This is a genomic window from Bacteroides sp. HPS0048, assembly GCF_964240755.1.
Classification (GTDB): Bacteria; Bacteroidota; Bacteroidia; order Bacteroidales; family Bacteroidaceae; genus Bacteroides; species Bacteroides nordii.
The window spans coordinates 109,937-135,666 of record NZ_CAXSVC010000002.1; the positions used below are offsets into that span (position 1 = coordinate 109,937).

Annotated in this window: 28 protein-coding genes and 2 tRNA genes; 14 read left to right on the forward strand and 16 right to left on the reverse strand. The window is 43.6% G+C overall.

Translation table 11 applies throughout. The features are described 5' to 3' along the window. Positions 1–79: 79 nt before the first annotated feature. Entirely contained in the window at positions 80–2,116 is a 2,037-nt protein-coding gene (rho, locus tag ACESQI_RS01730) for a transcription termination factor Rho (RefSeq protein ID WP_234130438.1), read from the reverse strand. 270 nt (positions 2,117–2,386) lie between these two features. Here rho and ACESQI_RS01735 point away from each other — a divergent pair, with 270 nt between their 5' ends. Beyond that, positions 2,387–3,223, forward strand: a complete 837-nt coding sequence (locus ACESQI_RS01735) for a 4Fe-4S binding protein (RefSeq protein ID WP_195349310.1) — start codon at positions 2,387–2,389, stop codon at positions 3,221–3,223. 121 nt (positions 3,224–3,344) lie between these two features. On the opposite strand, the gene tilS is transcribed toward ACESQI_RS01735, so the two are convergent. Next, positions 3,345–4,658, reverse strand: coding sequence for a tRNA lysidine(34) synthetase TilS (gene tilS, locus ACESQI_RS01740; RefSeq protein ID WP_373125392.1), 1,314 nt, complete (start codon positions 4,656–4,658; stop codon positions 3,345–3,347). Positions 4,659–4,824: 166 nt separating this feature from the next. Between tilS and feoB the strand changes: the two genes are divergently transcribed. The 3 genes from feoB to ACESQI_RS01755 all read left to right on the forward strand — a co-directional run bounded on the left by feoB (position 4,825) and on the right by ACESQI_RS01755 (position 7,650). Next, positions 4,825–7,311 (forward strand): ferrous iron transport protein B, encoded by a 2,487-nt coding sequence (gene feoB / locus ACESQI_RS01745; protein ID WP_002561170.1) that lies wholly within the window; start codon positions 4,825–4,827, stop codon positions 7,309–7,311. Further along, a complete protein-coding gene (locus ACESQI_RS01750; RefSeq protein WP_002561171.1) occupies positions 7,308–7,526 on the forward strand; it encodes a hypothetical protein in 219 nt (72 codons plus the stop codon). The genes feoB and ACESQI_RS01750 overlap by 4 nt, the downstream gene beginning before the upstream one ends. Positions 7,527–7,578: 52 nt before the next feature. Next, positions 7,579–7,650: transfer RNA gene (locus tag ACESQI_RS01755), tRNA-Cys, on the forward strand. Positions 7,651–8,073: 423 nt separating this feature from the next. Here the strand turns inward: ACESQI_RS01755 and ACESQI_RS01760 are convergent. The 3 genes from ACESQI_RS01760 to ACESQI_RS01770 all read right to left on the reverse strand — a co-directional run bounded on the left by ACESQI_RS01760 (position 8,074) and on the right by ACESQI_RS01770 (position 10,273). Next, the gene (locus ACESQI_RS01760) at positions 8,074–9,450 is read right to left on the reverse strand and encodes a sulfatase (protein WP_234130440.1); all 1,377 of its coding nucleotides are present in this window, start codon (positions 9,448–9,450) and stop codon (positions 8,074–8,076) included. A 320-nt stretch (positions 9,451–9,770) separates the two neighbouring features. Beyond that, complete coding sequence (locus ACESQI_RS01765; protein ID WP_002561336.1) at positions 9,771–9,995, reverse strand: winged helix-turn-helix domain-containing protein; 225 nt, start codon at positions 9,993–9,995, stop codon at positions 9,771–9,773. A 204-nt stretch (positions 9,996–10,199) separates the two neighbouring features. Further along, positions 10,200–10,273, reverse strand: a tRNA-Thr gene (locus tag ACESQI_RS01770). Positions 10,274–10,416: 143 nt separating this feature from the next. Here ACESQI_RS01770 and ACESQI_RS01775 point away from each other — a divergent pair. Then, positions 10,417–11,022, forward strand: a complete 606-nt coding sequence (locus ACESQI_RS01775) for a TlpA disulfide reductase family protein (protein WP_320969455.1) — start codon at positions 10,417–10,419, stop codon at positions 11,020–11,022. Positions 11,023–11,112: 90 nt separating this feature from the next. Continuing rightward, the gene (locus ACESQI_RS01780; protein WP_195348634.1) at positions 11,113–12,972 is read left to right on the forward strand and encodes an SLC13 family permease; all 1,860 of its coding nucleotides are present in this window, start codon (positions 11,113–11,115) and stop codon (positions 12,970–12,972) included. A gap of 90 nt (positions 12,973–13,062) precedes the next feature. On the opposite strand, the gene ACESQI_RS01785 is transcribed toward ACESQI_RS01780, so the two are convergent. Together ACESQI_RS01785 and ACESQI_RS01790 are read right to left on the reverse strand one after the other, a co-directional pair. Next, positions 13,063–13,794: a bifunctional 2-polyprenyl-6-hydroxyphenol methylase/3-demethylubiquinol 3-O-methyltransferase UbiG gene (locus ACESQI_RS01785; protein ID WP_025867176.1), complete on the reverse strand. Its 732-nt coding sequence runs from the start codon at positions 13,792–13,794 to the stop codon at positions 13,063–13,065. Between the two features lie 456 nt (positions 13,795–14,250). After that, positions 14,251–14,412 (reverse strand): hypothetical protein, encoded by a 162-nt coding sequence (locus ACESQI_RS01790; protein WP_180949186.1) that lies wholly within the window; start codon positions 14,410–14,412, stop codon positions 14,251–14,253. A 450-nt stretch (positions 14,413–14,862) separates the two neighbouring features. On the opposite strand from ACESQI_RS01790, the gene ACESQI_RS01795 reads away from it, so the two are divergent. Genes ACESQI_RS01795 through ACESQI_RS01830 form a run of 8 tightly spaced genes read left to right on the forward strand, consistent with a single transcriptional unit; the run spans position 14,863 to position 18,287 of the window. Continuing rightward, on the forward strand, positions 14,863–15,198 hold the full coding sequence (locus tag ACESQI_RS01795; RefSeq protein WP_005809162.1) for a hypothetical protein: 336 nt from the start codon (positions 14,863–14,865) through the stop codon (positions 15,196–15,198). A gap of 7 nt (positions 15,199–15,205) precedes the next feature. Next, positions 15,206–15,421 carry a hypothetical protein gene (locus ACESQI_RS01800; protein ID WP_005809164.1) on the forward strand — a complete coding sequence of 72 codons (216 nt, stop codon included), beginning with the start codon at positions 15,206–15,208 and terminating at the stop codon, positions 15,419–15,421. Between the two features lie 16 nt (positions 15,422–15,437). Next, on the forward strand, positions 15,438–15,866 hold the full coding sequence (locus ACESQI_RS01805; RefSeq protein ID WP_005809166.1) for a PcfK-like family protein: 429 nt from the start codon (positions 15,438–15,440) through the stop codon (positions 15,864–15,866). Then, positions 15,863–17,146: a PcfJ domain-containing protein gene (locus ACESQI_RS01810; protein WP_005809169.1), complete on the forward strand. Its 1,284-nt coding sequence runs from the start codon at positions 15,863–15,865 to the stop codon at positions 17,144–17,146. Before ACESQI_RS01805 ends, ACESQI_RS01810 begins: the two co-directional genes overlap by 4 nt. Positions 17,147–17,170: 24 nt before the next feature. Then, a complete protein-coding gene (locus ACESQI_RS01815) occupies positions 17,171–17,428 on the forward strand; it encodes a hypothetical protein (RefSeq protein WP_005809172.1) in 258 nt (85 codons plus the stop codon). Positions 17,429–17,449: 21 nt separating this feature from the next. After that, positions 17,450–17,680, forward strand: a complete 231-nt coding sequence (locus tag ACESQI_RS01820) for a DUF3873 domain-containing protein (RefSeq protein ID WP_005809176.1) — start codon at positions 17,450–17,452, stop codon at positions 17,678–17,680. Then, positions 17,620–17,925 (forward strand): hypothetical protein, encoded by a 306-nt coding sequence (locus ACESQI_RS01825; RefSeq protein WP_080594362.1) that lies wholly within the window; start codon positions 17,620–17,622, stop codon positions 17,923–17,925. The genes ACESQI_RS01820 and ACESQI_RS01825 overlap by 61 nt, the downstream gene beginning before the upstream one ends. Before the next feature lie 53 nt (positions 17,926–17,978). Beyond that, positions 17,979–18,287 carry a hypothetical protein gene (locus tag ACESQI_RS01830; RefSeq protein ID WP_008645427.1) on the forward strand — a complete coding sequence of 103 codons (309 nt, stop codon included), beginning with the start codon at positions 17,979–17,981 and terminating at the stop codon, positions 18,285–18,287. A 102-nt stretch (positions 18,288–18,389) separates the two neighbouring features. On the opposite strand, the gene metK is transcribed toward ACESQI_RS01830, so the two are convergent. The 9 genes from metK to ACESQI_RS01875 form a co-directional block, all read right to left on the reverse strand. Next, positions 18,390–19,448, reverse strand: a complete 1,059-nt coding sequence (gene metK / locus ACESQI_RS01835; protein WP_005809183.1) for a methionine adenosyltransferase — start codon at positions 19,446–19,448, stop codon at positions 18,390–18,392. After that, the gene (locus ACESQI_RS01840; RefSeq protein WP_005809185.1) at positions 19,435–20,226 is read right to left on the reverse strand and encodes a hypothetical protein; all 792 of its coding nucleotides are present in this window, start codon (positions 20,224–20,226) and stop codon (positions 19,435–19,437) included. The genes metK and ACESQI_RS01840 overlap by 14 nt, the downstream gene beginning before the upstream one ends. Before the next feature lie 160 nt (positions 20,227–20,386). Beyond that, positions 20,387–20,914: a glycoside hydrolase family protein gene (locus tag ACESQI_RS01845; protein WP_005809187.1), complete on the reverse strand. Its 528-nt coding sequence runs from the start codon at positions 20,912–20,914 to the stop codon at positions 20,387–20,389. Further along, a complete protein-coding gene (locus ACESQI_RS01850) occupies positions 20,911–21,417 on the reverse strand; it encodes a DUF3872 domain-containing protein (protein WP_005809189.1) in 507 nt (168 codons plus the stop codon). The genes ACESQI_RS01845 and ACESQI_RS01850 overlap by 4 nt, the downstream gene beginning before the upstream one ends. Positions 21,418–21,428: 11 nt before the next feature. Continuing rightward, the gene (locus tag ACESQI_RS01855) at positions 21,429–22,319 is read right to left on the reverse strand and encodes a toprim domain-containing protein (protein WP_005809191.1); all 891 of its coding nucleotides are present in this window, start codon (positions 22,317–22,319) and stop codon (positions 21,429–21,431) included. Positions 22,320–22,327: 8 nt separating this feature from the next. Continuing rightward, a complete protein-coding gene (locus ACESQI_RS01860; protein WP_005809192.1) occupies positions 22,328–22,903 on the reverse strand; it encodes a conjugal transfer protein TraO in 576 nt (191 codons plus the stop codon). A gap of 2 nt (positions 22,904–22,905) precedes the next feature. Continuing rightward, positions 22,906–23,964, reverse strand: coding sequence for a conjugative transposon protein TraN (traN, locus tag ACESQI_RS01865; protein WP_005809194.1), 1,059 nt, complete (start codon positions 23,962–23,964; stop codon positions 22,906–22,908). A gap of 54 nt (positions 23,965–24,018) precedes the next feature. Then, a complete protein-coding gene (gene traM / locus ACESQI_RS01870) occupies positions 24,019–25,437 on the reverse strand; it encodes a conjugative transposon protein TraM (protein WP_005809196.1) in 1,419 nt (472 codons plus the stop codon). Next, positions 25,418–25,726 (reverse strand): TraL conjugative transposon family protein, encoded by a 309-nt coding sequence (locus tag ACESQI_RS01875; RefSeq protein WP_005809197.1) that lies wholly within the window; start codon positions 25,724–25,726, stop codon positions 25,418–25,420. The genes traM and ACESQI_RS01875 overlap by 20 nt, the downstream gene beginning before the upstream one ends. Between the last annotated feature and the right edge of the window lie 4 nt (positions 25,727–25,730).

Genomic DNA, 25,730 nt, shown 5'->3' on the forward strand with positions numbered 1-25,730 from the left:
GATACGAACTTTTGTGTAAAGCCTATCACATTTCAATCGTAAATTGTAAATCGTCTAATTGTAAATTGAATAAATATTTTTAGCTATTCATGCTCATCAGGAATTCGTCATTGTCTTTTGTTTTTTCAAGACGGTCTTTTACAAAGTCCATTGCTTCTATTGGATTCATGTCTGCAAGGTATTTGCGCAGGATCCACATACGGTCAAGTGTTGTCTTGTCAAGCAACAAATCATCACGACGCGTACTTGAAGCCACAATGTTGACAGCCGGGAAGATACGTTTGTTGGATAAGTTACGGTCAAGCTGCAATTCCATATTACCTGTACCTTTGAATTCTTCGAAGATAACTTCATCCATTTTTGAACCGGTATCGATCAATGCTGTCGCGATAATGGTTAGTGAACCGCCATTTTCGATATTACGTGCAGCACCAAAGAACCGTTTGGGTTTATGCAATGCATTTGCATCCACGCCACCGGACAATACTTTACCCGATGCCGGAGAAACTGTATTGTAAGCACGTGCCAAACGTGTGATAGAGTCCAGGAAGATAACTACGTCGTGTCCGCATTCTACCAGTCTTTTTGCTTTTTCGAGTACGATACCTGCGATCTTCACGTGGCGTTCTGCCGGTTCGTCAAAAGTAGAGGCGATAACTTCTGCATTTACACTACGTGCCATATCGGTTACCTCTTCCGGACGTTCGTCAATCAACAGCATTATCATGTATACTTCCGGGTGATTGGCTGCGATGGCATTAGCGATATCTTTCATTAACAGGGTTTTACCTGTTTTAGGTTGAGCCACGATCAAGGCACGTTGTCCCTTACCAATCGGTGAAAAGAGGTCTACTACACGTGCAGACATCGAATCAGAGTATCCGCCTTTGCAAAGTCTGAATTTCTCATCTGGAAAGAGAGGGGTCAGGTGGTCAAAAGGTACGCGGTCACGTACGAATGCGGCATCACGACCATCAATTTTAGATACTTTTACCAATGGGAAGTATTTCTCTCCTTCTTTGGGAGGGCGAATGATACCTTCTACCACATCACCGGTTTTCAGACCGAATAATTTGATTTGCGATTGAGATACATAGATATCGTCCGGAGATGAAAGGTAGTTATAGTCTGAAGAGCGAAGGAAACCGTAACCATCCTGCATAATTTCCAGAACTCCTGTACCGGTGAGAATATCATCGAATTCGTAGGGTTTTTCACGCTCAATCACTTTGCGTTCCGGAGCCGGAGCATTTTCTCCCGTATTTTGCTGTTGTACAGGTCTCTGCATCGGCAGTCGGGGATTATTGTTCCTTGGTGCGTTATTATTGCTGTTAGGATTATTGTTGTTATCGCGGGGACGGATAACGCGGGGACGCTGTTGGTTCTGTGTCTGTTCAGGAACAGGCGTAACTACAGGCTCTGTTTTTGTTGATTCGAATTTACCGAAAAGTTCTGTTGGTAATTCTACTTTCTCAGAAGGGAGATCTTCAATTGGGATAAAATCGTCATCGGCACTCTCGGATAAGATATTGCTTTCTTCATCGATAACTGCTGGTGCTTTAGGTTTAATAATGGGTTTTGAAATAGGTTTTGTCTCTATTTTCTTTACCTCTACCTTTTTTACCTCTGCCTTTTTCACTTCAACCGTTTTTTCAGTTTCGGCTGCTGCAACTGGAGCTACTTGCTCTTCTTTGGGTTTGTTTTCTACGGCATTTTTGCGAGGACGACCTACTTTCTTTTTTGGGGGTGCTACTGCTTTTTCTGTGGCAGGAACAACTTCTGCTTTTACTGGCTCAGCTTCTTTAGGTTGTGCTTTAGCTGCCGGAACGGGAACGGCTGTTTCAGTTTTGGTTATCTCACCATTTTTAGTAGCGGAGAATACTTTATTTTCTTTCTTCATTGCTACCCGTGAACGTTTCTTCTTGTCTTCATTACGCTCCTCTTTCAATTTATCTGCAGCAACCTTCTTAGTAGCGCCTGCGATAGCTTGTTCGTCAAGGATTTTGTAAACAAGTTCTTCTTTCTTTAGTGAGTCTGTCTTTTTTATACCCAGTTCGCGGGCAATAGTTTGTAGTTCCGACAAATCTTTGTCGTTTAATTGGATAATGTTATACATACAGTATAGTAAGTTATTAATATTTTTTTGTTCAGCTGGGATACGGACGTCACAACACAACTTCACCAGTCATTGGTTATGCGAACATATGCTTTAATTTATTATGAATCAGGGATGTTTCTGTTGAACTGGATATTTACCTGTTTCTCTCCTATGAGAGGTGGCAAAGTATTTCAACGGCGCAAAGATAATAAATAATTTTGGTTTCATAAATAAATCATCATTTTTTTCATTTATAAAGTGTATCTTTGTTACTCAAATTATAACATTATGATAATTACTGAAGCTCATCTTATTTATTTTTCGCCTACCCATACTTCTAAACAAGTGGGAGAGGCAATTGTTCATGGAACGGGGGCAACAAATGTGTTAACGACGGATTTGACCTTAAAGCCGGTTGAAGAAATGGAACTTCCTACCTCGGCATTGGCTATTGTTGTTGTTCCTGTATATGGTGGACATGTGGCTCCTTTAGCTATGGAGCGTCTGGAGAATATTCGTGGTACGGATACTCCGGTAGCTTTGGTAGTAGTTTACGGGAATCGTGCTTACGAAAATGCGCTTACGGAGTTGGATGCTTTTGTTTTACTGAATGGTTTTAAAGTAATAGCCGGAGCTACTTTTATTGGAGAGCATTCTTATAGCAGTACTAAATATCCCATTGCAGCAGGCCGTCCTGATACTCATGATTTAGAGCTTGCCAGAGAATTTGGTAAGAAGTTGAGGATAAAAGTTGAGGCAGCCTCTTGCCTGGAGACTCTGTATCCGGTTAATCTTCGTTCTATTCCTCGTCCGCAACAACCTTTTTTCCCCTTATTCCGTTTTTTACGTAGAGTAATAAAACTACGTAAGAGCGGGGTACCCTTGCCACGTACTCCGTGGTTGGATGATGAAAGTCTTTGTACGCATTGTGGTGCATGCGTACGTCATTGTCCTGTTGGCGCTATTGTAAAAGGAGATGAAGTGCATACAGATGCTGAAAAATGTATTAAGTGTTGTGCCTGTGTCAAATCATGTACACAACAAGCGAGGGTTTATGATACTCCGTTTGCTGTATTGCTTTCTCAATGTTTTACCCGTCAGAAAGAGCCAAAAACAATCTTGTAATAAGGGTTACAAAAAGGCTTGAATAATAGATATTGTAAGAGTGTACATTTATGTCATATAAGAGTGTACACCTTTGTGGTGCAAGGTTGTACATTCTTGTTATACAAAAATGTACAACCTTTTAAGCGTTGATTATTAGTGGATTATCTATTGCTTTCTCACTCATCTTGAATACTGTTACTTTCTTTGTTTTTTCGTCTATCCGGAAGCGATTGTCAGTCCGTTCTCCTACAATCCAGATTATTTTGTCTCCACAACATAGTACCCATTGGTTTTCTTTCTGGATAATTGAAAACTTCCTGTCTGTCAGATAATCACTGACTTTCTTTTTGCCTTTCATACCGAAGGGAATAAATATATCCCCCGTTTGCCATTTTCTTAAGTTAATTTCTCCGATTAGTTTGTCGGTGTCGAAACAGGCAATATGTTTCTCACGGGGAATAATAAAATCTTTTGTGTATTCTTTCTCTTCTTTAATCAGGCAAAAAGGAGGGTTTTCTTGCTTTTCTTTCTTGTCGATTAATAATAACTCTCTGTTTTTGACTACTCTCCAGCCGTCTTTACTGATAAACTGTTTTCCGGTTTGTCCTTCCAGCATAGTCAGAATATTTTTTGTTTGTGCTGCATTGAATCCAAGTGGATAGAGTATCTCGAATAATAAAGCTTCTGGTGAAGGTTCTTTTAAAAGAGGGATGATACGGATGTTTCCTTTCTCTATAACCCGTTGCTTTCCTTCTTCTATACCTTTATTATATATCCGATTTACATCATTCAGATAATTGCTTGTATCAATAATATGCTCTTTGACTAAAGGGTTGATTTCCTGCATCAGTGGCAGTAGGTTTAGGCGTATCTTATTGCGTGTATACTCGTCCTGTAGATTTGTACTGTCCGTCATGTATTCTTGTCCGGCATTTTGCAGGTAGTCTGTAATTTCTTTGCGACTGATACATAGGAGCGGACGTACAATATCTCCGTTTTTAGGGCGTATTCCTAATAATCCGTTGATACCCGTTCCTCGTATGAGGTTGAGTAATACAGTTTCTACACTATCGTCCTGATGGTGGGCTACAGCGATCACATCCGCCTTGGTTTTCTCTTTTATTTCCGCAAACCATTGATAACGTAGTTCGCGTGCTGCCATTTCTATCGATATTTTCTTTTCAATAGCATATTGTTCTGTTGCAAAATCAATGGTGTGCAATGGAGTTCTCATTGTTTTACATAACTTTCGGACAAACATTTCGTCCCTGTCTGATTCTGTTCCCCGCAAATGAAAATTACAGTGAGCGGCTTCACAGTCATATCCTAATGTGTGAAGTATACGTAATAGTGCTACCGAATCAGCGCCACCACTCAATGCTACTATTATCCGGGCATTTATGGGAAATAACCTCTCATTATCAATATATTGTGCGATCTTTTTTTCTATCATATTGCAAAGATAAACAATGTAGTTAAATTAAAAATTAATAATTAAATATTCTTTTCTATCGCCCGGTGTACTTCCCTGTACGGGAGACACTATTTAAAAACATTCTAAATAATTTGTCTCCTCGGAACTAATCTGTTATCTTTGCCGAAAATTAAGAGAACAAAGTATGCGTTTGTCCGAATTAAGAACAGGAGAGAAGGGGGTTATCGTCAAAGTGCTCGGCCATGGAGGTTTTCGTAAACGTATTGTCGAGATGGGCTTTATTAAAGGTAAGACCGTAGAAGTTTTACTCAATGCCCCTTTGAAAGATCCTATTAAATATAAAGTATTAGGTTATGAAATTTCGCTTCGTCGGCAAGAAGCTGAGATGATCGAAATTATAAGTGAACAAGAAGCGGCAGAACAGGCACAGGGACAGGAAAGTTATCACCAGAGTATCAGTGAAAATATTTATCCGGGGGAAGAGGAATTGAAACGTCTGGCCCTTGGTAAGCGAAGAACAATCAATGTAGCACTTGTTGGCAATCCGAACTGTGGAAAGACTTCTTTATTTAATCTTGCGTCCGGTGCCCATGAGCATGTTGGCAACTATAGTGGGGTGACTGTCGATGCAAAAGAAGGTTATTTTAACTTTGAAGGTTATCATTTTAAAATAGTCGATCTTCCCGGTACTTATTCACTTTCGGCATACACACCGGAGGAAATCTATGTACGTCGTCATATTATTGACGAAACTCCCGATGTAATTATTAACGTTGTAGATTCTTCCAATCTGGAACGTAATCTTTATCTTACGACTCAGCTTATCGATATGAATGTCCGTATGGTAATTGCTCTTAATATGTATGACGAGCTTGAAGCCAGTGGCAATACCCTCGATTATCGTCTGTTGAGTAAACTATTCGGTGTACCTATGGTTCCTACTGTTTGTAAGAGGAATTTAGGTATTGATCATCTGTTTCATGTGATTATTAATCTTTATGAAGGGGGTGATTTCTTTGATAAAAATGGTAATATTAATCCTGAGGTAGTTAAAGAATTGCAGGATTGGCATCGTACGCATGTCGATGAAACTCATCATGAGGAACATCTTGAAGATTATATTCATCCTCATAAATCGGGTGAACGTGTTTTCCGCCATATACATATCAATCATGGGCCCGATCTGGAAAAGGCCATTGATGCGGTAAAAGAGGAGATTTCAAAAAATGAAGCCATCCGGTCTAAATATTCTACCCGTTTTCTTGCAATCAAACTTTTAGAGAATGATCCGGATGTTGAACGGATTATCCGAACCTTGCCCAATGCAGAAGAGATTATCCGTATACGCGAAAAAGCGGCGAAACGTGTGATGACTGCATTGAATGAGGATAGTGAATCTGCTATAACCGATGCCAAGTATGGTTTTATCAGTGGTGCACTGAAAGAAACCTTCACAGACAACCATCAGGAAAAAGCACAGATGACGAAAGTGCTTGATTCTATTGTGACTCATCGTATATGGGGGTATCCAATCTTTTTCCTTTTCATGTATATCATGTTTGAGGGTACGTTTGTACTTGGAGAGTATCCGATGATGGGGATTGAGTGGTTGGTAGAGGCATTAGGAAATCTTATAAATAATAACATGTCCGAAGGTCCGTTGAAAGACATGTTGGTCGATGGTATTGTAGGTGGAGTAGGAGGAGTTATTGTTTTCCTGCCTAATATTCTTATTCTCTATTTCTTTATCTCTCTGATGGAAGATTCCGGATATATGGCTCGTGCAGCTTTTATTATGGATAAGATAATGCATAAGATGGGACTTCATGGTAAATCGTTTATTCCTCTGATTATGGGATTCGGGTGTAATGTGCCTGCTATTATGGCTTCTCGTACCATTGAGAACCGGAAGAGCCGTCTTGTTACCATGCTTGTTAACCCATTGATGTCATGTAGCGCTCGTCTCCCTATTTATCTCTTGTTGGTAGGTGCATTCTTTCCGAACAATGCGGGACTGGTATTGTTTTCTATCTACTGTATTGGCATATTGTTGGCAGTGTTATTGGCACGTCTGTTCAGTAAGTTTCTGGTTAAAGGAGATGATACTCCGTTTGTGATGGAATTACCGCCGTATCGTATGCCAACTATGAAGTCTATTTTCCGGCATACCTGGGATAAAGGCGAACAATATCTTCGTAAAATGGGAGGAATTATTATGATTGCATCCGTTGTTATCTGGTTCCTGGGATATTATCCCAATCACGATGCCTATGAAACCGTAGCCGAACAACAGGAAAATTCTTATATCGGGCGGATTGGAAAAGCCATTGAACCTGTTATCGAACCTATGGGTTTTGATTGGAAATTAGGTATTGGACTGATTTCCGGAGTTGGTGCAAAGGAGTTGGTTGTTAGTACGCTTGGTGTACTTTATACAAATGATGCTAATGTGGATGATACCACTTTGGGCGAACGAATCCCTATTACGCCATTTGTAGCTTTCTGCTATATGTTGTTTGTACTGATATATTTCCCATGTATTGCTACATTTGCAGCTATTAAGCAAGAGTCTGGAAGTTGGAAATGGGCATTTTTTACAGCCGGATATACTACTGTGTTAGCATGGGTGTTAACTTTTGCTGTTTATCAGATAGGAGGATTATTTTTATGACTTTGAACTGGCAGGAATGCGTTGTTGCTGTATTATTAGTTCTTTGTGTGATTCGCATTGTGTATGGAATTTATAATTTTTTTCGTCGCACGAAAAATAATGAGAATCCTTGTGCAAACTGTGCAAGTGGCTGTGAATTAAAGCGTCAGCTTGACAAAAAGCAGCAGGAGTGCAAAGAAACCAAAAGCCATTCTAAGAAAAATTGCTGCGGATAGTTTGGTGATTTGAAAATTAGTATTACCTTTGCAACCGCAAACGAGGAAATAAGGTTCCTTGGATGAGTGGCTTAGTCAGCGGTCTGCAAAACCGTGTACGGCGGTTCGAATCCGCCAGGAACCTCAATTATTACTCTAAATCCCTTGAAAGTACTTAACTTTCAAGGGATTTTTCTTTGTGGGGACTATTTGGGATCATGCTTTAACAGCTGAAGATGTAAAAGTATCAATAATCAGGGGGATTAGCTTTCAAATTAGTATCTTTAACAGCACTAACTTAGGTCAGTGCTGTTTTTAAGTAGTTTACGAGCCTTGTATATAGATCTTTTTGAGTGGAGATAGTTGCTTATCCTTTATTATAAATAAAAAAGTGGTTCGAATTGTAGAGTTCCAAAGCTATAAAATAGGGGGATGAGGTCAATAACTAATTGCTTACTTTTTTTATTTGTTTATGAAACGGTGGCCAAATACTAAATATTAAAAGCTGAACACAAAAACATTGTGCTCAGCTTTTAGCCTGAATGTAAGAGATTGTATGATATTGGCTTTATTTTTTAAGTTTCTTTCCGGGGACATCATGTAATTTCGGACGAGTTGGGCGGATATTATAGGTATTCATCCAATTTTCAAGAATATCACGGTGTTTTTGTAACTCATTATTATAAGTATTTTCCATTGTCAGGTTTCTTGTTTCACCTCTGTCTTCCTGCATATCAAATAGTTGTTCACGATGATTCCCTTTATCGTAAAGGACATATTTATAACGTTTGCTACGTACCATCCAACCTCTGGTTTTGCTACCGTCAAATTGTGTTTCGGTGATGATATAGTCCTGATGCGGACTTTGTGGGTTTCCTTCTTCCACAATTTTACGAAATGATTTTCCGGTTGCATTCTTCGGTATTTCAGCACCTGCCCAATCACAGATAGAAGCAAAGAAATCTACGCCATTGCTGATGAGCTGAGGCAGTACTCTACCTGCATGCTTCTTACCAGGTAATGTGATGATGAGAGGAATATTGACCACTTCTTCATATAAGGCAGATTTCTGATTCCAGTGGTGAGCACCTATACCATCTCCATGATCGCTGGAGAAGATAACGACTGTATTCTTCCAAAGGTTGTTTTTATCGATAGCATCAATAATTTTTCCGATTTCCTTGTCTACCTTTTCTACCAGACGGTAGTAGTTATACCGGTACATGCGCCAGTCTTCGGGGGTATAGTTGGCTGTAGGATATACATTATAGTTATTTGCTCTTTCGTTTTCTATGATATCAGCATCATAAGGACTTTTTGCAAAATTGGCAGGCAGCCCCGGACAATCCCGAATGTCGGGGGTGTCTATATTGCCATAAGGTAAATTCTGACTTCGTGCATATTCACAAATGTTGTGCGGGTTATCGTACGAAGCGACCAAAAAGAATGGCTTCTTGTGTTCGCGTGAAAGGTATTCGGCACAAGCTTCCGCCAATCCGTCATCGCTATGTTTATATATATTGTCGAAGCCATATTCTTTATCGGGTATATCAAGCAAAGGGATATGCCATTTGCCACCATAAGCACAATCGTATCCGGCATTTTTTATCAGTGTACCCAATGTCTGGTTCTTGAGTGAATCGGGCATTGGTGAGCCGTTTACGGATAATCCTACTGCACCGGGATAGTGGCCCGTAAACATTGCACCACGTGAAGGACCACTAAGGGGAGAGGTACAATAAGCATTGTTGAACATCACACCGGCAGCAGCCAACCTGTCAAGATTAGGAGTATGTAAATCCGGATTTCCGGCACAACTCATGGCGTTGGCTGTTTGTTGGTCAGTGAAGATGTAGATAATGTTGGGGTGTTCGGCAGCAAAAGCCACAGAGGGGCATAACAAAGAGAGTGATGCCAGATACTTCATTGAATTTGGTTTTACCATATTATTTAGTTTTGATAAATAAATCATCTTTGATGAGGATTATTTTCCTGATTGCTAAGTTACTCTTTTTTGTTTGTTTGGATTGATGTTTATGTCCTTTTTGTTCAATGGAATGTTTATTAGGCTATCAATTTTGTGTGAATTACCTGTAATTTTGTGCAAATACTATTTCAGTGTTATGTGATAACTACTTTGAATGTGATTGATATATGTAGTTGGACGGAATGTATATTCAAAAAGAAAGTGGCCTGTTACAGTAATATGTAACAGAATACACTTTCTTTTTACTGGGATTGTAGCGGATTTTTTTCTTCGTGTTCTTATCCGAAGCAGAAGTAATATTCCGAACCGTTACTGATGTAGATGGTATCTTCTCTTTTTTCAATAAAGATACAGTTTTCCCTTGCTAACCATCCGATAGCTAACATTACATCTTCAATAGCCAGATTGGTTATTGTACATAGTTCGTGAACGGAGATTTTCTTCATCTCGTTAAGTACCCGCCATACTTTGCTTGAATTTTCTCCAATTCTTGCTTTTTCCATAATGCAGATATGTTTATTGTTTCCCTGATTATATAACAAAACAGAGGGGTGAAAAAGTCGGGGGAAATGCTTCTGAATGAACACTATAAATGAAATAGCGGTTCTGATTTTGTAACTTTGAAACGAAATAGATACGAAAAGTGGAAAAGTTTCGATAAATGAAAAACGTTTTCCGATATTCGAAAAACGTTTAAAAGATAAGTGAGCCTCTTGTCGGATTCGAACCAACGACCCCGAGATTACAAATCACGTGCTCTGGCCAACTGAGCTAAAGAGGCGTTTTCTGTTTTGCGGGTGCAAAGGTAATCATTTACTCCAAATTTCCAAATAAGGAAATGAAAAAAAATAGGGTGAGAATGCTATTTGATAAGTCATATGATTTGTTTACTTTTGCAAATCAATTAATTAGGTATAAGAGAAAATGAAAAAGATTTTTTTTAATGTGTCTTGTCTGGTCTTATTGGCTACAGGTGTTTTAGCTTGTTCCGGACAAGGAAAAAAGGATAAAGAGAGTGCTGCTACAGATAGCGTATCGGTTGTTATAGGAAATAATAGTGCTATACAGGCTGATAGTACGGGATACATTGTTAAGGTAGGAGAGATGGCTCCTGATTTTACGGTGACGTTGACCGATGGAAAACAGGTGAATCTTTCCACACTTCGTGGGAAGGTGGTAATGTTGCAGTTCACTGCCAGCTGGTGTGGAGTATGTCGTAAGGAGATGCCTTTTATAGAGAAAGATATCTGGTTGAAGCATAAGGATAATCCCAATTTTGCTTTGATCGGTATTGATCGTGATGAACCGTTGGATAAAGTACTTGCTTTTGCAAAAGCTACCGGAGTTACTTATCCGTTGGGACTTGATCCGGGAGCGGATATCTTTGCTAAATATGCACTTCGCGATTCGGGAATTACAAGAAATGTATTGATTGACCGTGATGGAAAGATTGTGAAGCTCACACGCTTGTATAATGAAGAAGAATTTACTTCTTTGGTGCAAAAAATTGATGAAATGCTAAAGAAGTAGTTTCAAAAAGACAAAAGCCGGTGTTGACTGGCTTTTGTCTTTTTGAAACGAACAGAATACTTAAACTTTATTAATCCCTAAACTCATTTTATGGTTATAACTCTCATTATTTTAGTACTATCTGCAGCTTTTTTTATGAGTGGTAAGGTGCGTTCTGACCTCGTTGCTCTTTGTGCATTGATTTCTTTACTTATTTTCCAGATACTTACCCCTGAAGAGGCTCTTTCGGGGTTCTCCAATTCGGTAGTTATTATGATGGTAGGACTGTTTGTGGTTGGTGGAGCTATCTTTCAGACAGGGTTGGCAAAAATGATTAGCAGTAAGATTTTGAAGCTGGCAGGGAAAAGTGAATTGCGATTATTTTTATTGGTGATGTTGGTTACTTCTGCTATCGGGGCTTTTGTTAGTAACACAGGTACTGTAGCGCTGATGCTCCCCATTGTAGTGAGTCTGGCTGTCAGTGCGGGTATGAATCCCAGCCGCTTGTTGATGCCATTGGCTTTTGCAAGTAGTATGGGAGGTATGATGACTCTGATTGGTACACCACCAAATCTTGTGATTCAAAATACATTGACAAGTGCCGGATTTGAACCTTTGTCTTTTTTCTCTTTTTTACCTGTGGGGATCATTTGCGTAGTAGTAGGTACACTCGTGTTGTTGCCTCTTACCAAGTGGTTTCTTTCGAAGAAAGGAAAAAAACAGGAGAGACTCTCTTCCGGAAAGTCATTGAACCAGCTAGTGGCAGAGTATGGATTATCCAGCAATTTATTCCGATTGCGTGCTGTTTCTACATCTGCATTGGTAGGAAAAACAATCATTGATCTGGATGTACGGCGTAAATATGGATTGAATATTCTGGAGGTACGTCGTGGCGATGCTTCTCAGAATCGTTTTCTGAAAACGATTACACAAAAACTAGCCTCCCCTGATACTGTGATGCAGGCTGAAGATGTGCTTTATATTACAGGTGAGGTTGAAAATGTGGATCGGTTTGCTCAGGATTATCTGTTGGAAATGCTCGACGGGCATACAACAGAAGAAGCTGCAAAGGCTGATAAATCACTTGATTTTTATGATATTGGTATTGCTGAGATCGTATTGATGCCTTCTTCCAATCTATCGAACCGTACTGTGAAAGAGGCTGGTTTCCGCGATAAGTTTAATCTGAATGTGTTGGGTATCCGTCGTAAAAAAGAGTATATCCTGCAAGAACTGGGTAATGAGAAGATGCACAGTGGAGATGTACTTTTGGTGCAGGGTACTTGGCTGGATATAGCACGATTGAGTAAGGAAGATGCCGATTGGGTAGTGTTGGGTCAACCTTTGGATGAGGCAGCTAAAGTAACATTGGATTATAAAGCTCCTGTGGCAGCTGCTATCATGCTCCTGATGGTAGTGATGATGGTATTCGATTTTATCCCGGTGGCTCCTGTTACTGCGGTGATGATTGCGGGAGTATTAATGGTACTTACAGGTTGTTTCCGTAATGTAGAGGCGGCTTATAAAACAATAAACTGGGAGACAATCGTATTGTTTGCAGGTATGCTTCCCATGTCTTTGGCATTGGAAAAAACGGGAGCGTCAGAATACATATCCAATAGCCTTGTCAGTGGATTGGGAAGCTATGGACCGATTGTTTTGATGGCAGGCATTTATTTCACTACCTCACTGATGACAATGTTTATCAGTAATACTGTGACGGCAGTATTGATGGCGCCTATTGCCTTACAGAGTGCTTTGCAGGTAGGGGTTAGCCCCGTGCCCTTCTTGTTTGCTGTCACTGTAGCTGCCAGTATGTGTTTTGCATCTCCGTTCTCAACACCTCCCAATGCTTTGGTGATGCCGGCAGGGCAATATACGTTTATGGATTATATAAAAGTAGGATTACCGCTTCAAATAATAATGGGCGTGGTGATGGTATTTGCATTGCCACTACTGTTTCCGTTTTGATAATATGCCAATATGTCAATATGCCAATGTGCCGATTGCTGTGCAGGGTAATAGCGCAGCCAATTGGCACATTGGCATATTAGTAGCCCATTAGCCCATTATTAATTTAGCCAGATAATCGTAATGTTTTCCTTCTTTGACAAGCTCGGCTTTGAAACCATATTCAGCAGCATAGAGGCTGAGGGTCTGGAAATCGATATATAGCCAGTCGAATGAGTCTCCTTTAATATCTTTATATTGCATTTGAAAATCAATCTCACCATAGTAATCTCCGGCAAGGTCTATTTCAAAACTACCATCCTCGTCTTCAAAAAGATAGCGTAAATCACTTGAGTCCATTAATATACAGCCACCCGGGCGAAGTAACATTTTCATTCTCCGGAAAAAAGCAGGCATATTTTCCAGTCGTCCGATGATACCGGATCCATTCATCAACATTAGGATTGTATCGAATGTGTCAACAAACTGTTCATCGAACAAATTAATGAGTCGGGCGTTAGTAACACCACGTTGTTTCATTACCTCTACAGACAACGGAGAAATGTCGATAGCACATACTTCTTTCCCCATTTCCTGAAGAGCGATGGCATGGCAACCACTTCCGGCACCAACGTCGAGAATACTTCCGTTTGCCAGTTGCAGAGCAGTGCGTTCAAGCAATGGCATTGTTTTGGCATTACGGAAAAGCTGTCTTACGGGGATTTCGTCTTCATCAAACTGTGAAGAGAATACTTGTAAGCGGTTGGCCTTATGATGATTGAAATAGTCGGCTATGGCAGCTCCCATAGGATCTTTGTCTGTTGTGAGTAAGGTTGTTTCCATTACGTCGTTATTGGTTGTTAAGGAAGCAAAGATAGATAATTCGGAGAAAAGGATTATCTTTGTACATTGAAGTTACGAAAATAGTGTATTTTATTGGAAATGAGCATATGTTAATCGCTCATGATAGTAATAGGTTACGATTTAGTTAGTTATCTGCTGCATTATTCTTCTGCGCGTTGCGTAACCTTCAAAGAACTCTTCGTATGCAAAAGTAACAATAAAACGGGAGATTTTGATATGAATCTCCCTGATTTTTTTCTATCTCATACAAGTTTTTCCGTAAAAGCGGCTTTATTCGTCGGCACACCATCGCCCAAAAGGATTTTGAACGAACGTGTGCCGACTACTGCATAAGCGGAGAAAAGAGCTTTGCCTCACGCCTAAACGACAGTTTAGACTGATGAGGCAAGGCCCATTTCTTTTGTGCTTATGCCGAAGAGGTGCTTTTACGGTTTTTCAGATGATTTTTCTTTTTCGCTGTTCTTTTGAGCCGGAAGCGGAAAGCCGTGTATGACCGTTTGCCCATAAATGGAACAAGCCGTCACCCACAGCTGGCAAACCGGGAAGAATGATTTTATCTGCCCGCCCCGACACGTCCGGCCAGACAGATAAAACCATACTTCCTTGCAGGTGGTTTGCCCGGTTTCACGCTACCGACTATGTCCTTTTTTGGGGGGACTTCCTTTTTTCACGGATTTCTCTTTTGAAGTTTTCTGTCTAATCTGCCTCTACTTCCGTTTACCTCCATTTTCGCGCCTTTCAGTGAGTCGCATCAGGCAGTCATTTCCGTTCTGGGCGCAAAGGTAACTCCGGGATTTGACGGGAAAGCAAGGTCAAGCCTCCTGTTTTCGGGAAAAATCTCCAGCCCTTCGGGTAGTATTTTTCCCGAAAAAACTTGCATTCCCTAATCCCTACCTTTTTAAGCACCCGAAACGAAAACGACCGATGCGACAGAAAGACGCATAAAAAAAATGTCGGATAAACGAGAGGCAGATAAGATAGTTTGAAACTCAACTCCCTCAGCTCTTGAATCCGCATTAAAAACAAAAAATCAAAAACAGAACGGATATGGGAACAACAATGGCAACAAAATTCGTGGCTTGGGAAGTGCCAACATTGGAAGCACTAAAAGGCAGTAAGGTTTACATTCTTCGTGAGAAACTGAACAACGGAGGACAGATGAACCGAGAGGAAAAGGATTGGCTTACACGCAACGTGAACAGCAACACCTATTTCAAGAGCGCAATACTCCTGCAAGGCTGGAGGTTTGACTTCTCCGATGTACTCCGCACGTTTATCGTGTGCCAATACGGACATTGGACGGAATACAAGGCAACAGACAAGACCGGACTTCGCAGATACCTATACGGCAGGATAGACAACATTGTAGAACTTGAAAAATAGCGAGGATATGACAGCAACGGCAGACTTCAAACAAGTGGCGCAATACATAGGGCTTGCGATATGCACCCTAATCATGCGCATCGTCCTTTGGGTATCCGGCATCCTTTGGGGCATCGTCAGAGAGATAGTAAACGGAGTGTTCCGAGTGGCGATAGGCATAATCGTGGCTATCCTCTCCACAATCGCCTTATTCGGCTTCATCCTTTGGTTATTCACCCTTTAATCTTACCGACAGCGATATGAAAACGACAGACCATTTCAAGAGAACGATACAGATGTATTTGGAGCAACGTGCAGCGGAAGATGCGCTCTTTGCGAAGAACTACCGCAACCCTGCCAAGAACATAGATGACTGCGTGACCTACATTCTGAACTATGTGCAGAAAAGCGGTTGCAACGGCTTCACGGACGGGGAGATATACGGACAAGCCGTACACTACTATGACGAGAACGAGATAGAGGTGGGCAAGCCTATCCAGTGTCAGATAGCCGTGAACCACGTGGTGGAACTCACCACAGAGGAAAAGGCGGAGGCACGTCAGAAGGCTCTCCGACAATATCAAGAGGAGGAAGTCCGCAAGTTGCAGAACCGCAACAAGCCGAGAACCGCCACCAAAGCGACCACCCAAGAAGTACAACAACCCTCATTATTTGATTTAGGCTTATGAAACCGAGAACACAGATACAGCAGGAAGTCGCACGGCTGAGCAAGCGACTACCGAGAATGACCGCCACGCAAAAGGCATACGCTTTCCGCCATTGCTTCAAGCATTACGCAATCAAGAGAGCGGACGGCACGAACATCTGCACTGAGTGCGGACATTCGTGGAAGAGCGACCACGACCTTGCGGACACCCTTTGCGGATGTACCTGCCCCCATTGCGGTATGTCATTGGAAGCGTTGCGCACCCGAAAGAGCGTTTTCAGCGAAAACGAATACTTCTCCATCGTCACCACCAGCAAGCAATACCAAGTGATACGCTTCTTCTTCGTCAAGTCCCGATACAAGGCAGGGCAGGCAGCCGAGTATTCCATTTATGAAGTGGTGCAGAGGTGGATTTCGCCCGATGGAAAGACAACGACCGTTGCCCGACTGCGTGGAATGTCAATGTTGTATTATGACCAATGGTCTGAATACAGCGACATGGAGGTACGCAAGAACAACAGGCTTCACGCATACGATATAGCACCTATGTGTACCTATCCCCGACAGCGTTTCATCCCCGAACTGAAACGCAACGGCTTCAATGGGGACTATCACAACACACTGCCGTATGACCTTTTCACGGCTATCCTTTCCGACAGCCGAGCCGAAACACTCTTGAAAGCAGGGCAATATGCCATGTTGCGGCATTATATCCGTAGTTCCTTTGATATGGGACGGTATTGGGCATCCGTCAAGATTTGCATCCGCAACGGTTACACCATTTCGGACGGCTCCGTATGGTGCGACACCATTGACCTCCTGCGTCATTTTGGCAAGGACACGAACAGCCCGAAATACGTCTGCCCTGCCGACCTCAAAGCGGAACACGATAAGTTGGTGAGAAAACGCAACCTGCAAAGGGAGCGTGAGCGGACGGAACAGCAACGGCAAAAGGCGATTGAAGACGAGAAGAACTATCTGAAAGCCAAAGGCATCTTCTTCGGACTTGTGTTCTCTGACAGCCTTATCTGCATCAAGGTCATAGAGAGCGTTGAGGAAATGGTAGAGGAAGGACGGATGATGCACCATTGTGTGGGCGGTTATCATAACAAGGCAAACTCCCTTATCCTATCCGCCACCATTGACGGCAAACGGATTGAAACGATAGAAGTGTCACTGAAAACGCTGAAAGTGGTACAGAGCAGAGGGGTATGCAATTCCAATACCGAGTACCATGACCGCATCATCCGGCTTGTGGAGGACAATACCGAACTTATCCGTCAGCGGATGAACGCAGCATAACATTAACCTATAATACAGAACAATATGGAAGTAAGATTTGAAAGTATGGTTTGCTTGTGGGACGATAAAATTCCCACGATGTTCCTTGAGTTTATGAACCTCCTCACTTTTTGTCAAAGTGAGGAGCAGTTAAGGGCAAGTGTCAAGGACTTTGCCGAGAAGCACGAACTTGACAAGTTCTTCCTTTACGGCTTCGGCTCACACCATTTCTACATGCACCAACGCTACACAAGCAATCCCGAAATGGTGATGCAGAACAGAGTTTTGTCAGTACATTTCTAACCATCTAAAAAAACAACGATTATGAGTACACGGATGACCATCAACGGAGTAAGCACCTGCACGAAAGCAGGGACAGAGAAATACGAGAAGTTCCAAACAGGCATCGGCAGACGCAAGCGGACACTTGTGCAATACGACTACCGCCACACGGACGGGGAATTGTTCTCTTGTGTGAAACCCACGTTGGACGAGTGCCGAGCCACACGGGACAAGTGGCTGACGGCAAAAAGAGGAAAGGAGGACAAGCAATGAACGAAGCAGGCTACCAAACGCTGATAGTCAAGTTCGGCAAGCCTATCACGGAATTGGACGGCATCTTTGACGATGCCGAAGCGTGGGGAGTGGAAACCCTTAAAGGGTGGATAGAGGACTATGAGAGCAGTCGGTTTACCGCCATTGACAGCCACACGGCAGTCATAACGAGCGAGTACAATATGGAGTGTGTGAAAACATGGTTGGAACGGAACACACCAATAGCCGAGAAAACAGAATTTTGAGCGTTTAGGCGGTGTCCGCACCGCCCGAACATAACACCCAAAGAAGAATGAATATGATAGCAAAGACGATTTTGGAGCAGATAGGTGGCAGACGCTTTGCCGCCATGACGGGAAGCAAAGACTTCATAGACATGGGCAACGGCTTACGCATGAGCCTTGCGAGGAACAAGACGAGTGCCAACCGCCTTGACATCATCTATGATGCAGGGGCAGACCTCTACAATATGCGCTTCTACCGCAGGACGTTCAGTAAAAAGACATTCGAGTGTAAGACGAAGGACATTGAAACGCACGAGGGGATATATTGCGATATGCTGGAGGAAATGTTCACGATGGTGACGGGGCTTTACACCCGTTTTTGAGAGGTGGGCGGCGAAAGCCGCCCTACTTTCTTTCAGTGAGCATGATGGCGGACAAAGAAAGTAGCAAAGAAACCTCTGTGCCAATCTTCGATAAAACCAGTCTTATAAAGATATGATTTGTTCCCAATTGTAATTAGGATTAGAGAAATGTCCGTATATAGAAGTTGGTTGATATATAGGATTCTTTAATTTTAACAACTCAATTATTGCATTAGGTCTAAAATCGAATTTTGATAGAATAAATTGTTTCAATTTTGTAGAATTGGATTCTTTGTCTGTGGAAACATTTAGCATGGTAGGCTGTTCTTCTCCAAACAAATAAGCCACTGCTATTTTGCATTCTTTTTCTAATCCGTTTGCGACTATGTTTTTTGCAACAAATCGAGCCATGTAAGCAGCACTTCTATCTATTTTGCTCGGATCCTTTCCAGAAAAAGCACCTCCGCCATGTGTTACCAAACCGCCATAAGTGTCTATCATTATTTTACGACCAGTTAATCCTGTATCGTTAACAAACCCACCTTTATAAAATTTTGATTTCCTATTTATCTGAATATCTACATTTATACAATCAATCAGTTGAGTTAAAACCTTCTGTTTTATTTCATTTTCAATGAAATCTGGATGAATATTCTCCTTATGCTGTACATTGATTATCAATTGTTCAAGATTATTTTCGCTAATTGTGACTTGTACTTTCCCATCAGGGAGGAGATAATCTACGCTCTTTCTATACGTATCAATCTCTTTGGCTATTAAATTAGATAAATATACACCATACGGAAGATAATTATATTGATTGTTTATAGCATAACCATACACAATACCTTGGTCGCCAGCTCCACCGTTCATAACAGCATCATTTAGTTGTCTTGATTGTGAAGTCAAAAAGTTCAGTATGTTTAATTTTTCACAATAGCCTATGGATTGATATACATCATTGACAATTTTCTCAATATCAACCCTTTTATTTTGAGTACTAATTTCTCCAGCAACAATTAAATTATTACCACTTCCCAAGCATTCTATTGCTGTATGGGCATTACAATCTTGCATCAAGAAAGCATCCAAAAGAGCATCACTTATTTGGTCGCATATTTTATCGGGATGTCCTTGTAATACACTTTCTGTTGTATATTTGTCTAAATTATCGAATATCATAATTCTGTTTTATACAGCTCCATTCTTCTGTTAATTTATTGTTTAGTTTTTTGTACACAGAATTACTATTCGGAGATTTATTATATGCCAATGTCGTTTCATATTCAAGTACCATATATATAGCATCCTGAATAGTTTTATTTTTAGTTGATTTAGGTGTGCTAAAAATTTGTTTGAATTTATCACACAAATTCTTTAATCTAAAAAAGAATGCTATGTGGTATATCAGTTCTATTAAGAACAATGACGATAAAAATAGTTGCAAGAATGGTATGGCAACGACGTTATCTTTTATTCCGTAGTATGCAAATATCAAAAGCAAACCAAATAGTATTGTGTTCTTTATTGCCATTTTAGGCAACATCACTTTAATGATATTATATGTAAAAAAACAATTCTCATAACAATTAACCAACATTTTATATGGTCCTTTCTCAATAGAATCATTATCGTAATAATTCAAAACTGGCTTTTCCAGCAATTTCGTGCCTAATGAATTGTCGATAAATCCTTTCCGTCTTTCATTAGCAGCCATAGGTTGCATTATAATTTCTACGATTATATATAATATACCATACCCTATAATAGAAATATAATTCAAAACATTAAACAAATTAGCAATCCATTTTATAGAATCTAATGAATGGCTTATACAATTTATTTGGAACGTTTGGAGTAATATTGAACATATGAATGTACTCCAGAGGAATCCATTTTCGATATTGCGCCAAAAAGCAATCGTCTTGTAGCTTATCTCATACGGTAATTGTCTATCCATATCCTTTATTTTTTGCAAAGTTACATGAAAAAAGCGAAACTACTTGAATGAGTCACTTGTAAAATCAAGTACTGACCATCAATTAAAATATTGATATAACATAAACTCCGATAAAGCATCCCCAACTTCATCGGAGTTTATGTTGTCGGACACTTACTTTTTATGGTACATACAGTAGCGCAAACTCCGCCTTTCTCCGTTTGAGCAGCATGGCATGACGTTTACCCTTGTAGTTGCAGAAAGCGATATACTCCCGATAGATGTTCCTATCGCCTGCCTCCAACTTTCGGATCAGCGTGCTTTTGGGTATCTTTCCGCTTCCCAACAGACGGTACGGACCGACATTGTAGGCGAGCGTGGCAAGCAAGAGCGAATCCTTCCCGAACTGCCGGAACATCGCGCAGAACTTCCGCAGGTCTTTCCGCAGAAGCGCGTCCGCCTGCCGCTTCGTCATGGTGCGTGCCGAATACCTTTCGCCCGGCTGCAACCGATGTCCATATCCTACATACGGGTGATGTTTTTCCGAATGCCAGCCCTCAAAATACTTCGTGCATCGTACTGCCCTCTCGAATGGTGGCAGCCGGTAGATAGCCGCCTGCCCGTCCGTTCCCTCATGGCGGCTGTCCCGTGCGGACACGGAACAGACCGTCAGAAGCGAACAGAGGATAGCCATGAATACACGCATCATCGTGTAAGGGGCTTGAAGTTCCCGATGGGGACAACAGTGATAACCCCGTCATCCTTCACGTTTCGGTTGTTGAAGTCAAATTCCAACTCATAGGAGTTGCCGAAATTGTCCTCCACTACCACGATGAAGTTGTGCGCCTCCTCACCATCCGCCGTGTAGTACAGCCGGAACTTCTCGTTTTCGAGCAGGTAGCGGTCATTGGGCAGGAACGTGATACCGTTGTCCATTTTCAGCGTTCCTTCTCCCTCGAACTGGAAATACCGGATAGTATAGAGGGTATTGGCGAAGTCGCCCGTCTTTTTCAGCTCACAGCGTATTTCAACCGTCTGTCCCTTCGTCACTTTGTTCGGCACAGGCATAGTTTCCACCGTGAAAGGATAGGATTGCTGGATGTCCATATCGTCGTCACACGAAATAAGCGTGAGCGACACGGCGGCGAACAGGCAGAGTGCCAACGCCTTGAAGATTGATATTCTCTTGTTCTTGTTGTTCAGTATGTTCATTGTCTTTTGATTTATAAGTTATTGTTCATTTCTTTTTTCGTTGTCAGTTGCAGATACTCGTTCAAGTCCTTGCAACCGTCATAGAGGGCGGAACGGTCACAGACACGTTCCCCATAGTGTCCTTTCAGCATTTCCAACGTCCGCCGTCCGGCTTCGTCACGGTCGAGGTAACAGTCTATGCGCCCGTAACCGTCCAGATACCTCATAGCCTTTTCCACATTGGCGACGGAGTTCAGCACAAGGCAGTCGCCCGTTTCCAATCCGAGCGTGACGGCGGAAAGAAAGTCCATGAAGCCCTCGAACACGCTGCACACATCAGCCTGAGAACTTTCCATTTTGACCAGCGACACATCCTTCGGAGGCACGCTGCCTTTGAAAAAACGGCTGCGGATTTCAAAGCCGCCCGCTACGTTCGGAAAACCGACGGCGAAATACCGCTTGCCACGCACTCTATAATTCAGTCGGCAACAATACCGGGATGCAATGCCGTAAGGGATGCCACGTTCCGCCAGATAGTCCGTCAGTGGAGAATGAAGCAGTGGGGCGGTTTCCATACCCTCAAAGGCAGGTTCTGACCGTTTAGGCAGGAAAGTCGGTTTACTCACTTCGGGAACAGGCATAGGCATATTGGCGGTTTCCGCTATGAACTTCACTTGTTCCATGAAGTCGTTGCTTCCGATAAACTCCCCGGCAAGCGTGAAGATGTCACCGCCCTTGCCCGTTCCGAAGTCGTACCAAAGCTGTTTTGCCACGTTCACACGGAAAGAGGGCGTGCGCTCATTGCGGTATGGCGCACGATACCACAACTCGTTGCCGCTTCTTCGGACAGGCTCATGTCCTAACCGTGCGAGGAAGTCCGCAAGGGGTATCTGCCTCATGGCGTCGATTTCCGTCCGTTCCATGCAGTGCGTTAGTTAATGATAAACTTGATGCCCACGCCCCACTGCGTATGAAACTTCCTCGTGTCGCCACCCCACAGGCAACGCTCCCGGAGATTGGCAAGCAGAGCAATACGGTCAGCCACGTAAAGCTCCATATCGAGCGTCAGCGCACCACCGTAGATGAAGGCGTCCCGGTCATGGAGCGTGGAGCCGTCATGCAGCACCTTCTCGCCCCAGTTCACTGATTCATATCCGGCAAGAGCCGAAGCCCCTGCATAGACGAACACGATTTTTCGGGCATCGGAAAGTATTTTGAAGTAGTATCCGCCCTCCGCCGTGAACTGCGCCACGGGTATTTTCCCGTCCTTGTAAGGGTTGTTCTTCAACAGGTATTCGCCACCGAACACCCATTTGTTCCCCTTTTTCGTGTAGGTGGAAAGAGCCGCCCCGAAACTGTATCCGCCGTCGTTGCCGCCGGGATTGAAGCCGTCCGCCATATTCGCCCTGACCTCGATGCCCTGCATCTTCGGCAGGCATCGCTGGGCGTGCGCTTGCCCCGTACACAGGGCAAGCGACGCGATGATTATTGCGATGTACTTTCTCATGGTCAGCGCACTTGAAGTTCGTTGATGGTATTGGCACGTACCAAGTCCTCGTTTTCAATCACGAAAGACTGGTGGCGACCTCCGTTCTTCTCGTTGAGTTCCACCACGATGCATTTGTCATCGGGGATGGTGAACTTCGCCATCGTGAATACCGTGCGCTCGCTCTTCTTGCCCGGCACGAGCGTGGCGTAATTCTGCGCACGGAGCGGCAAGATGATCTGCTCCTGCACGGCGGTACGCTTCGCCACCTTCTTGTCCACGATTTTCCATGTGACGTAGTCCACATCGAAAGGCACGTTGCTCTGGTTCTTTATCTCCGTATGGAAATAGAGCAAACCGTTATGCGTGTAGATACCTTTAAGCAGGTACTGGATGCCGAATCGCTTGCAGCCGATGTGCTTCACCTCGCGCTTGTTCTGCTTGTGGATGGACTTCATGATAAGGCGCACCAGCATCGGGCTTTCGCTACCCAGTTCCTTCAGATAGATTTCCTGCGCGTTGTTCGGGCGGTTTACCTTCTCGCCGTCATGGATGAAGTCGCACATCTCCACGTTGAGCAGCAGCGGTTCGGCTGCATATTTCACGTTGAAGGTATAGAAACTACCGTCCTCCGTTATAACGGACATATTGGTTTCGTTCGGGAAGTTCCTCACGGTAGCTTTCACGCGGATGACGTTCTCCGCTCCGTCGGCTTTGCCCGCAATCAGGTCGGGCGAGCCTAAATCGACATAACGCACTTCCGAGGGGAAAATGACGTGGACGGTCTTGTCGTAGGTCACTTCCAAACCGTGCGGGGGAACCATGCGGTCGAAGGTCAGCTTCTTTGTCAGCCCGTGATACAGGTCGCCGTCCGCCTCCTTCTGCGGATAGACCTCCTTTGTCAAGGTCGGTTGTTGGCTTTGCCTTCCTCCTCCTTGCAAGGCATAGTCAAGCGAGCTTGCCTCTGCTCTCGCTTCGTTCGTCGGTTCACTTCCATTGTCCGTTCCAACGGTTACGTTCTCCTGCGCGTTGGCAGTTACGATGCCCATAGCGAGGGCAAACATGATGATTACTTTTCTCATTACTTTGGATTTTAGTGGTAAATAAAAATTGGATTGTTGTTGCTTTTTCTGTTTTCAATTTCTGTCCTGATAGAGCATGACCTTGTACCCGGCTTTCAGATGCACTTTGACGGTACGCATCTTCTTGGCGATATACTGGCTCGTGCCTTGTATCAGCCCCTTGCCCAAGTCGGAGGCGAGCTGTGCCCCTGCGTTGGTGGATATATTGATGCTGCTGCCCAGCGATCCGCCCATGTTGGCGGCAACCTCCCTAACGGCATTCATTTCCATAGAGTTCGGAATGAAGATACCGGGCTGCCCGTCCGTGTCATACACCTCCAGCTCTACCGGGATAATCGTACCAGCATATTCCAGCGACGTGATTTCAATATCAAGCCGTTCGCCCTGAATCTTTGCCGTGCCTACCACCACCGCATTACGGGGGATGATTTTGTCCGCTACCGCCATCGGCTCCAACAGACGGAGCTTGACAGCCTGCCCGTCCGTCACACTCTGCGCCCCATAAACGCACGCCGATATGGTGTTTTTGTCCGATACGGTCGTGACGCCCACCGCCGTATTGAAACTGCGGTTACGCTCTTGCGAGAAGGAGGCGACAAACTCGGCGTTGCTCATCGGCTGTGAGAGCGAGGATACAACCTGATGCGCCACCAGCCTGACAGGTGCAGCCGTGTTCTTTCCGGTTTTCTGCACGGGGCAAGGCTCTGCCGCCTGTCCGACAGGTGGCTGTGTGCCGTTCTGTCCGCCCATGTACTTTGCCGCCAGTTCATAGGACTTCTCCATGAGTGCCACTTGGTCATCCATAGCGGACACCTTGCCTTTCTCGCTTTCCAATTCCGATTCCAGCGAGGCGATACGCTCCAACAGTTCATCCATTTCCGCATTGTCGTTCTTCGGTTGCTCATAGAAGTTGCCGAGCGTGGCATTGAGGTCGCGGTAGGCGGCTGCGGAGGATTGGATGGTCTTCGGTGCGGACTTCACGTTCTCTTCCGTTCCTCCGGGATTGGCAAGGTCGAAGTCCCTGCCGCTGTCCGTTTCCGCCACCTCGCGGTCGAACATATCGCCCAGTTCCTGCATGGCGCGGCTGCGGTTCTCCTGCCGTTCCTCCATCGCCCCCTGTTCGTATGCTTTCGCCTTGTCGCCGATAATCTGACGGTTCGCCTTGTCTGCGTCGGGCATTTCGATGTTGTAACCTCCCGTCCCCGGTTGCTGCTCCTTGTCGGAAGATGGGGCGAATATCAGCCACATCGCCCCGATGAATACCAGCACCATAGCGGGCAGCACTATCATTTTCTGACGTTTCAGCCTTTGGGCTTCGGTCAGCGGCTTGCGCTCCTTGGCTTTGCCTTCCTCCTTCGCGCCTTGGCCATTCAAGCAGGCTTGATGGCTCTCGGCTTGGCGTCGGTTCTTCGGTTTCCCGTTGTCGGGAGCCGCCTTGTTCTCGTTTTTAGGTTCATTCTTCGTCTGTTCCATATAAATAAAGTATTACATTATGATTGTTGTCCGGCTTTACGGACAGTTCCACCTGTCCGGCATGGTCTGTTGCTATCCGGCTGCCGTCATTCCTGCCGATGTCATAGACGGCTTTGCCGAAGGTGTAGAGGGCAAGCACCGCGAAAGCGGCGAGCATCGCCAGCACGATGCGTTTGCGTGTCTTCGGGGGCAAACCGTCCAGATAGCCTTTGAGCCTTGCCACCAGCATTTTCTTTTTGTCGTGGATCCTCCAGTACGCACGCCAAAATGATTTTCTGATTTTCTTCATATCC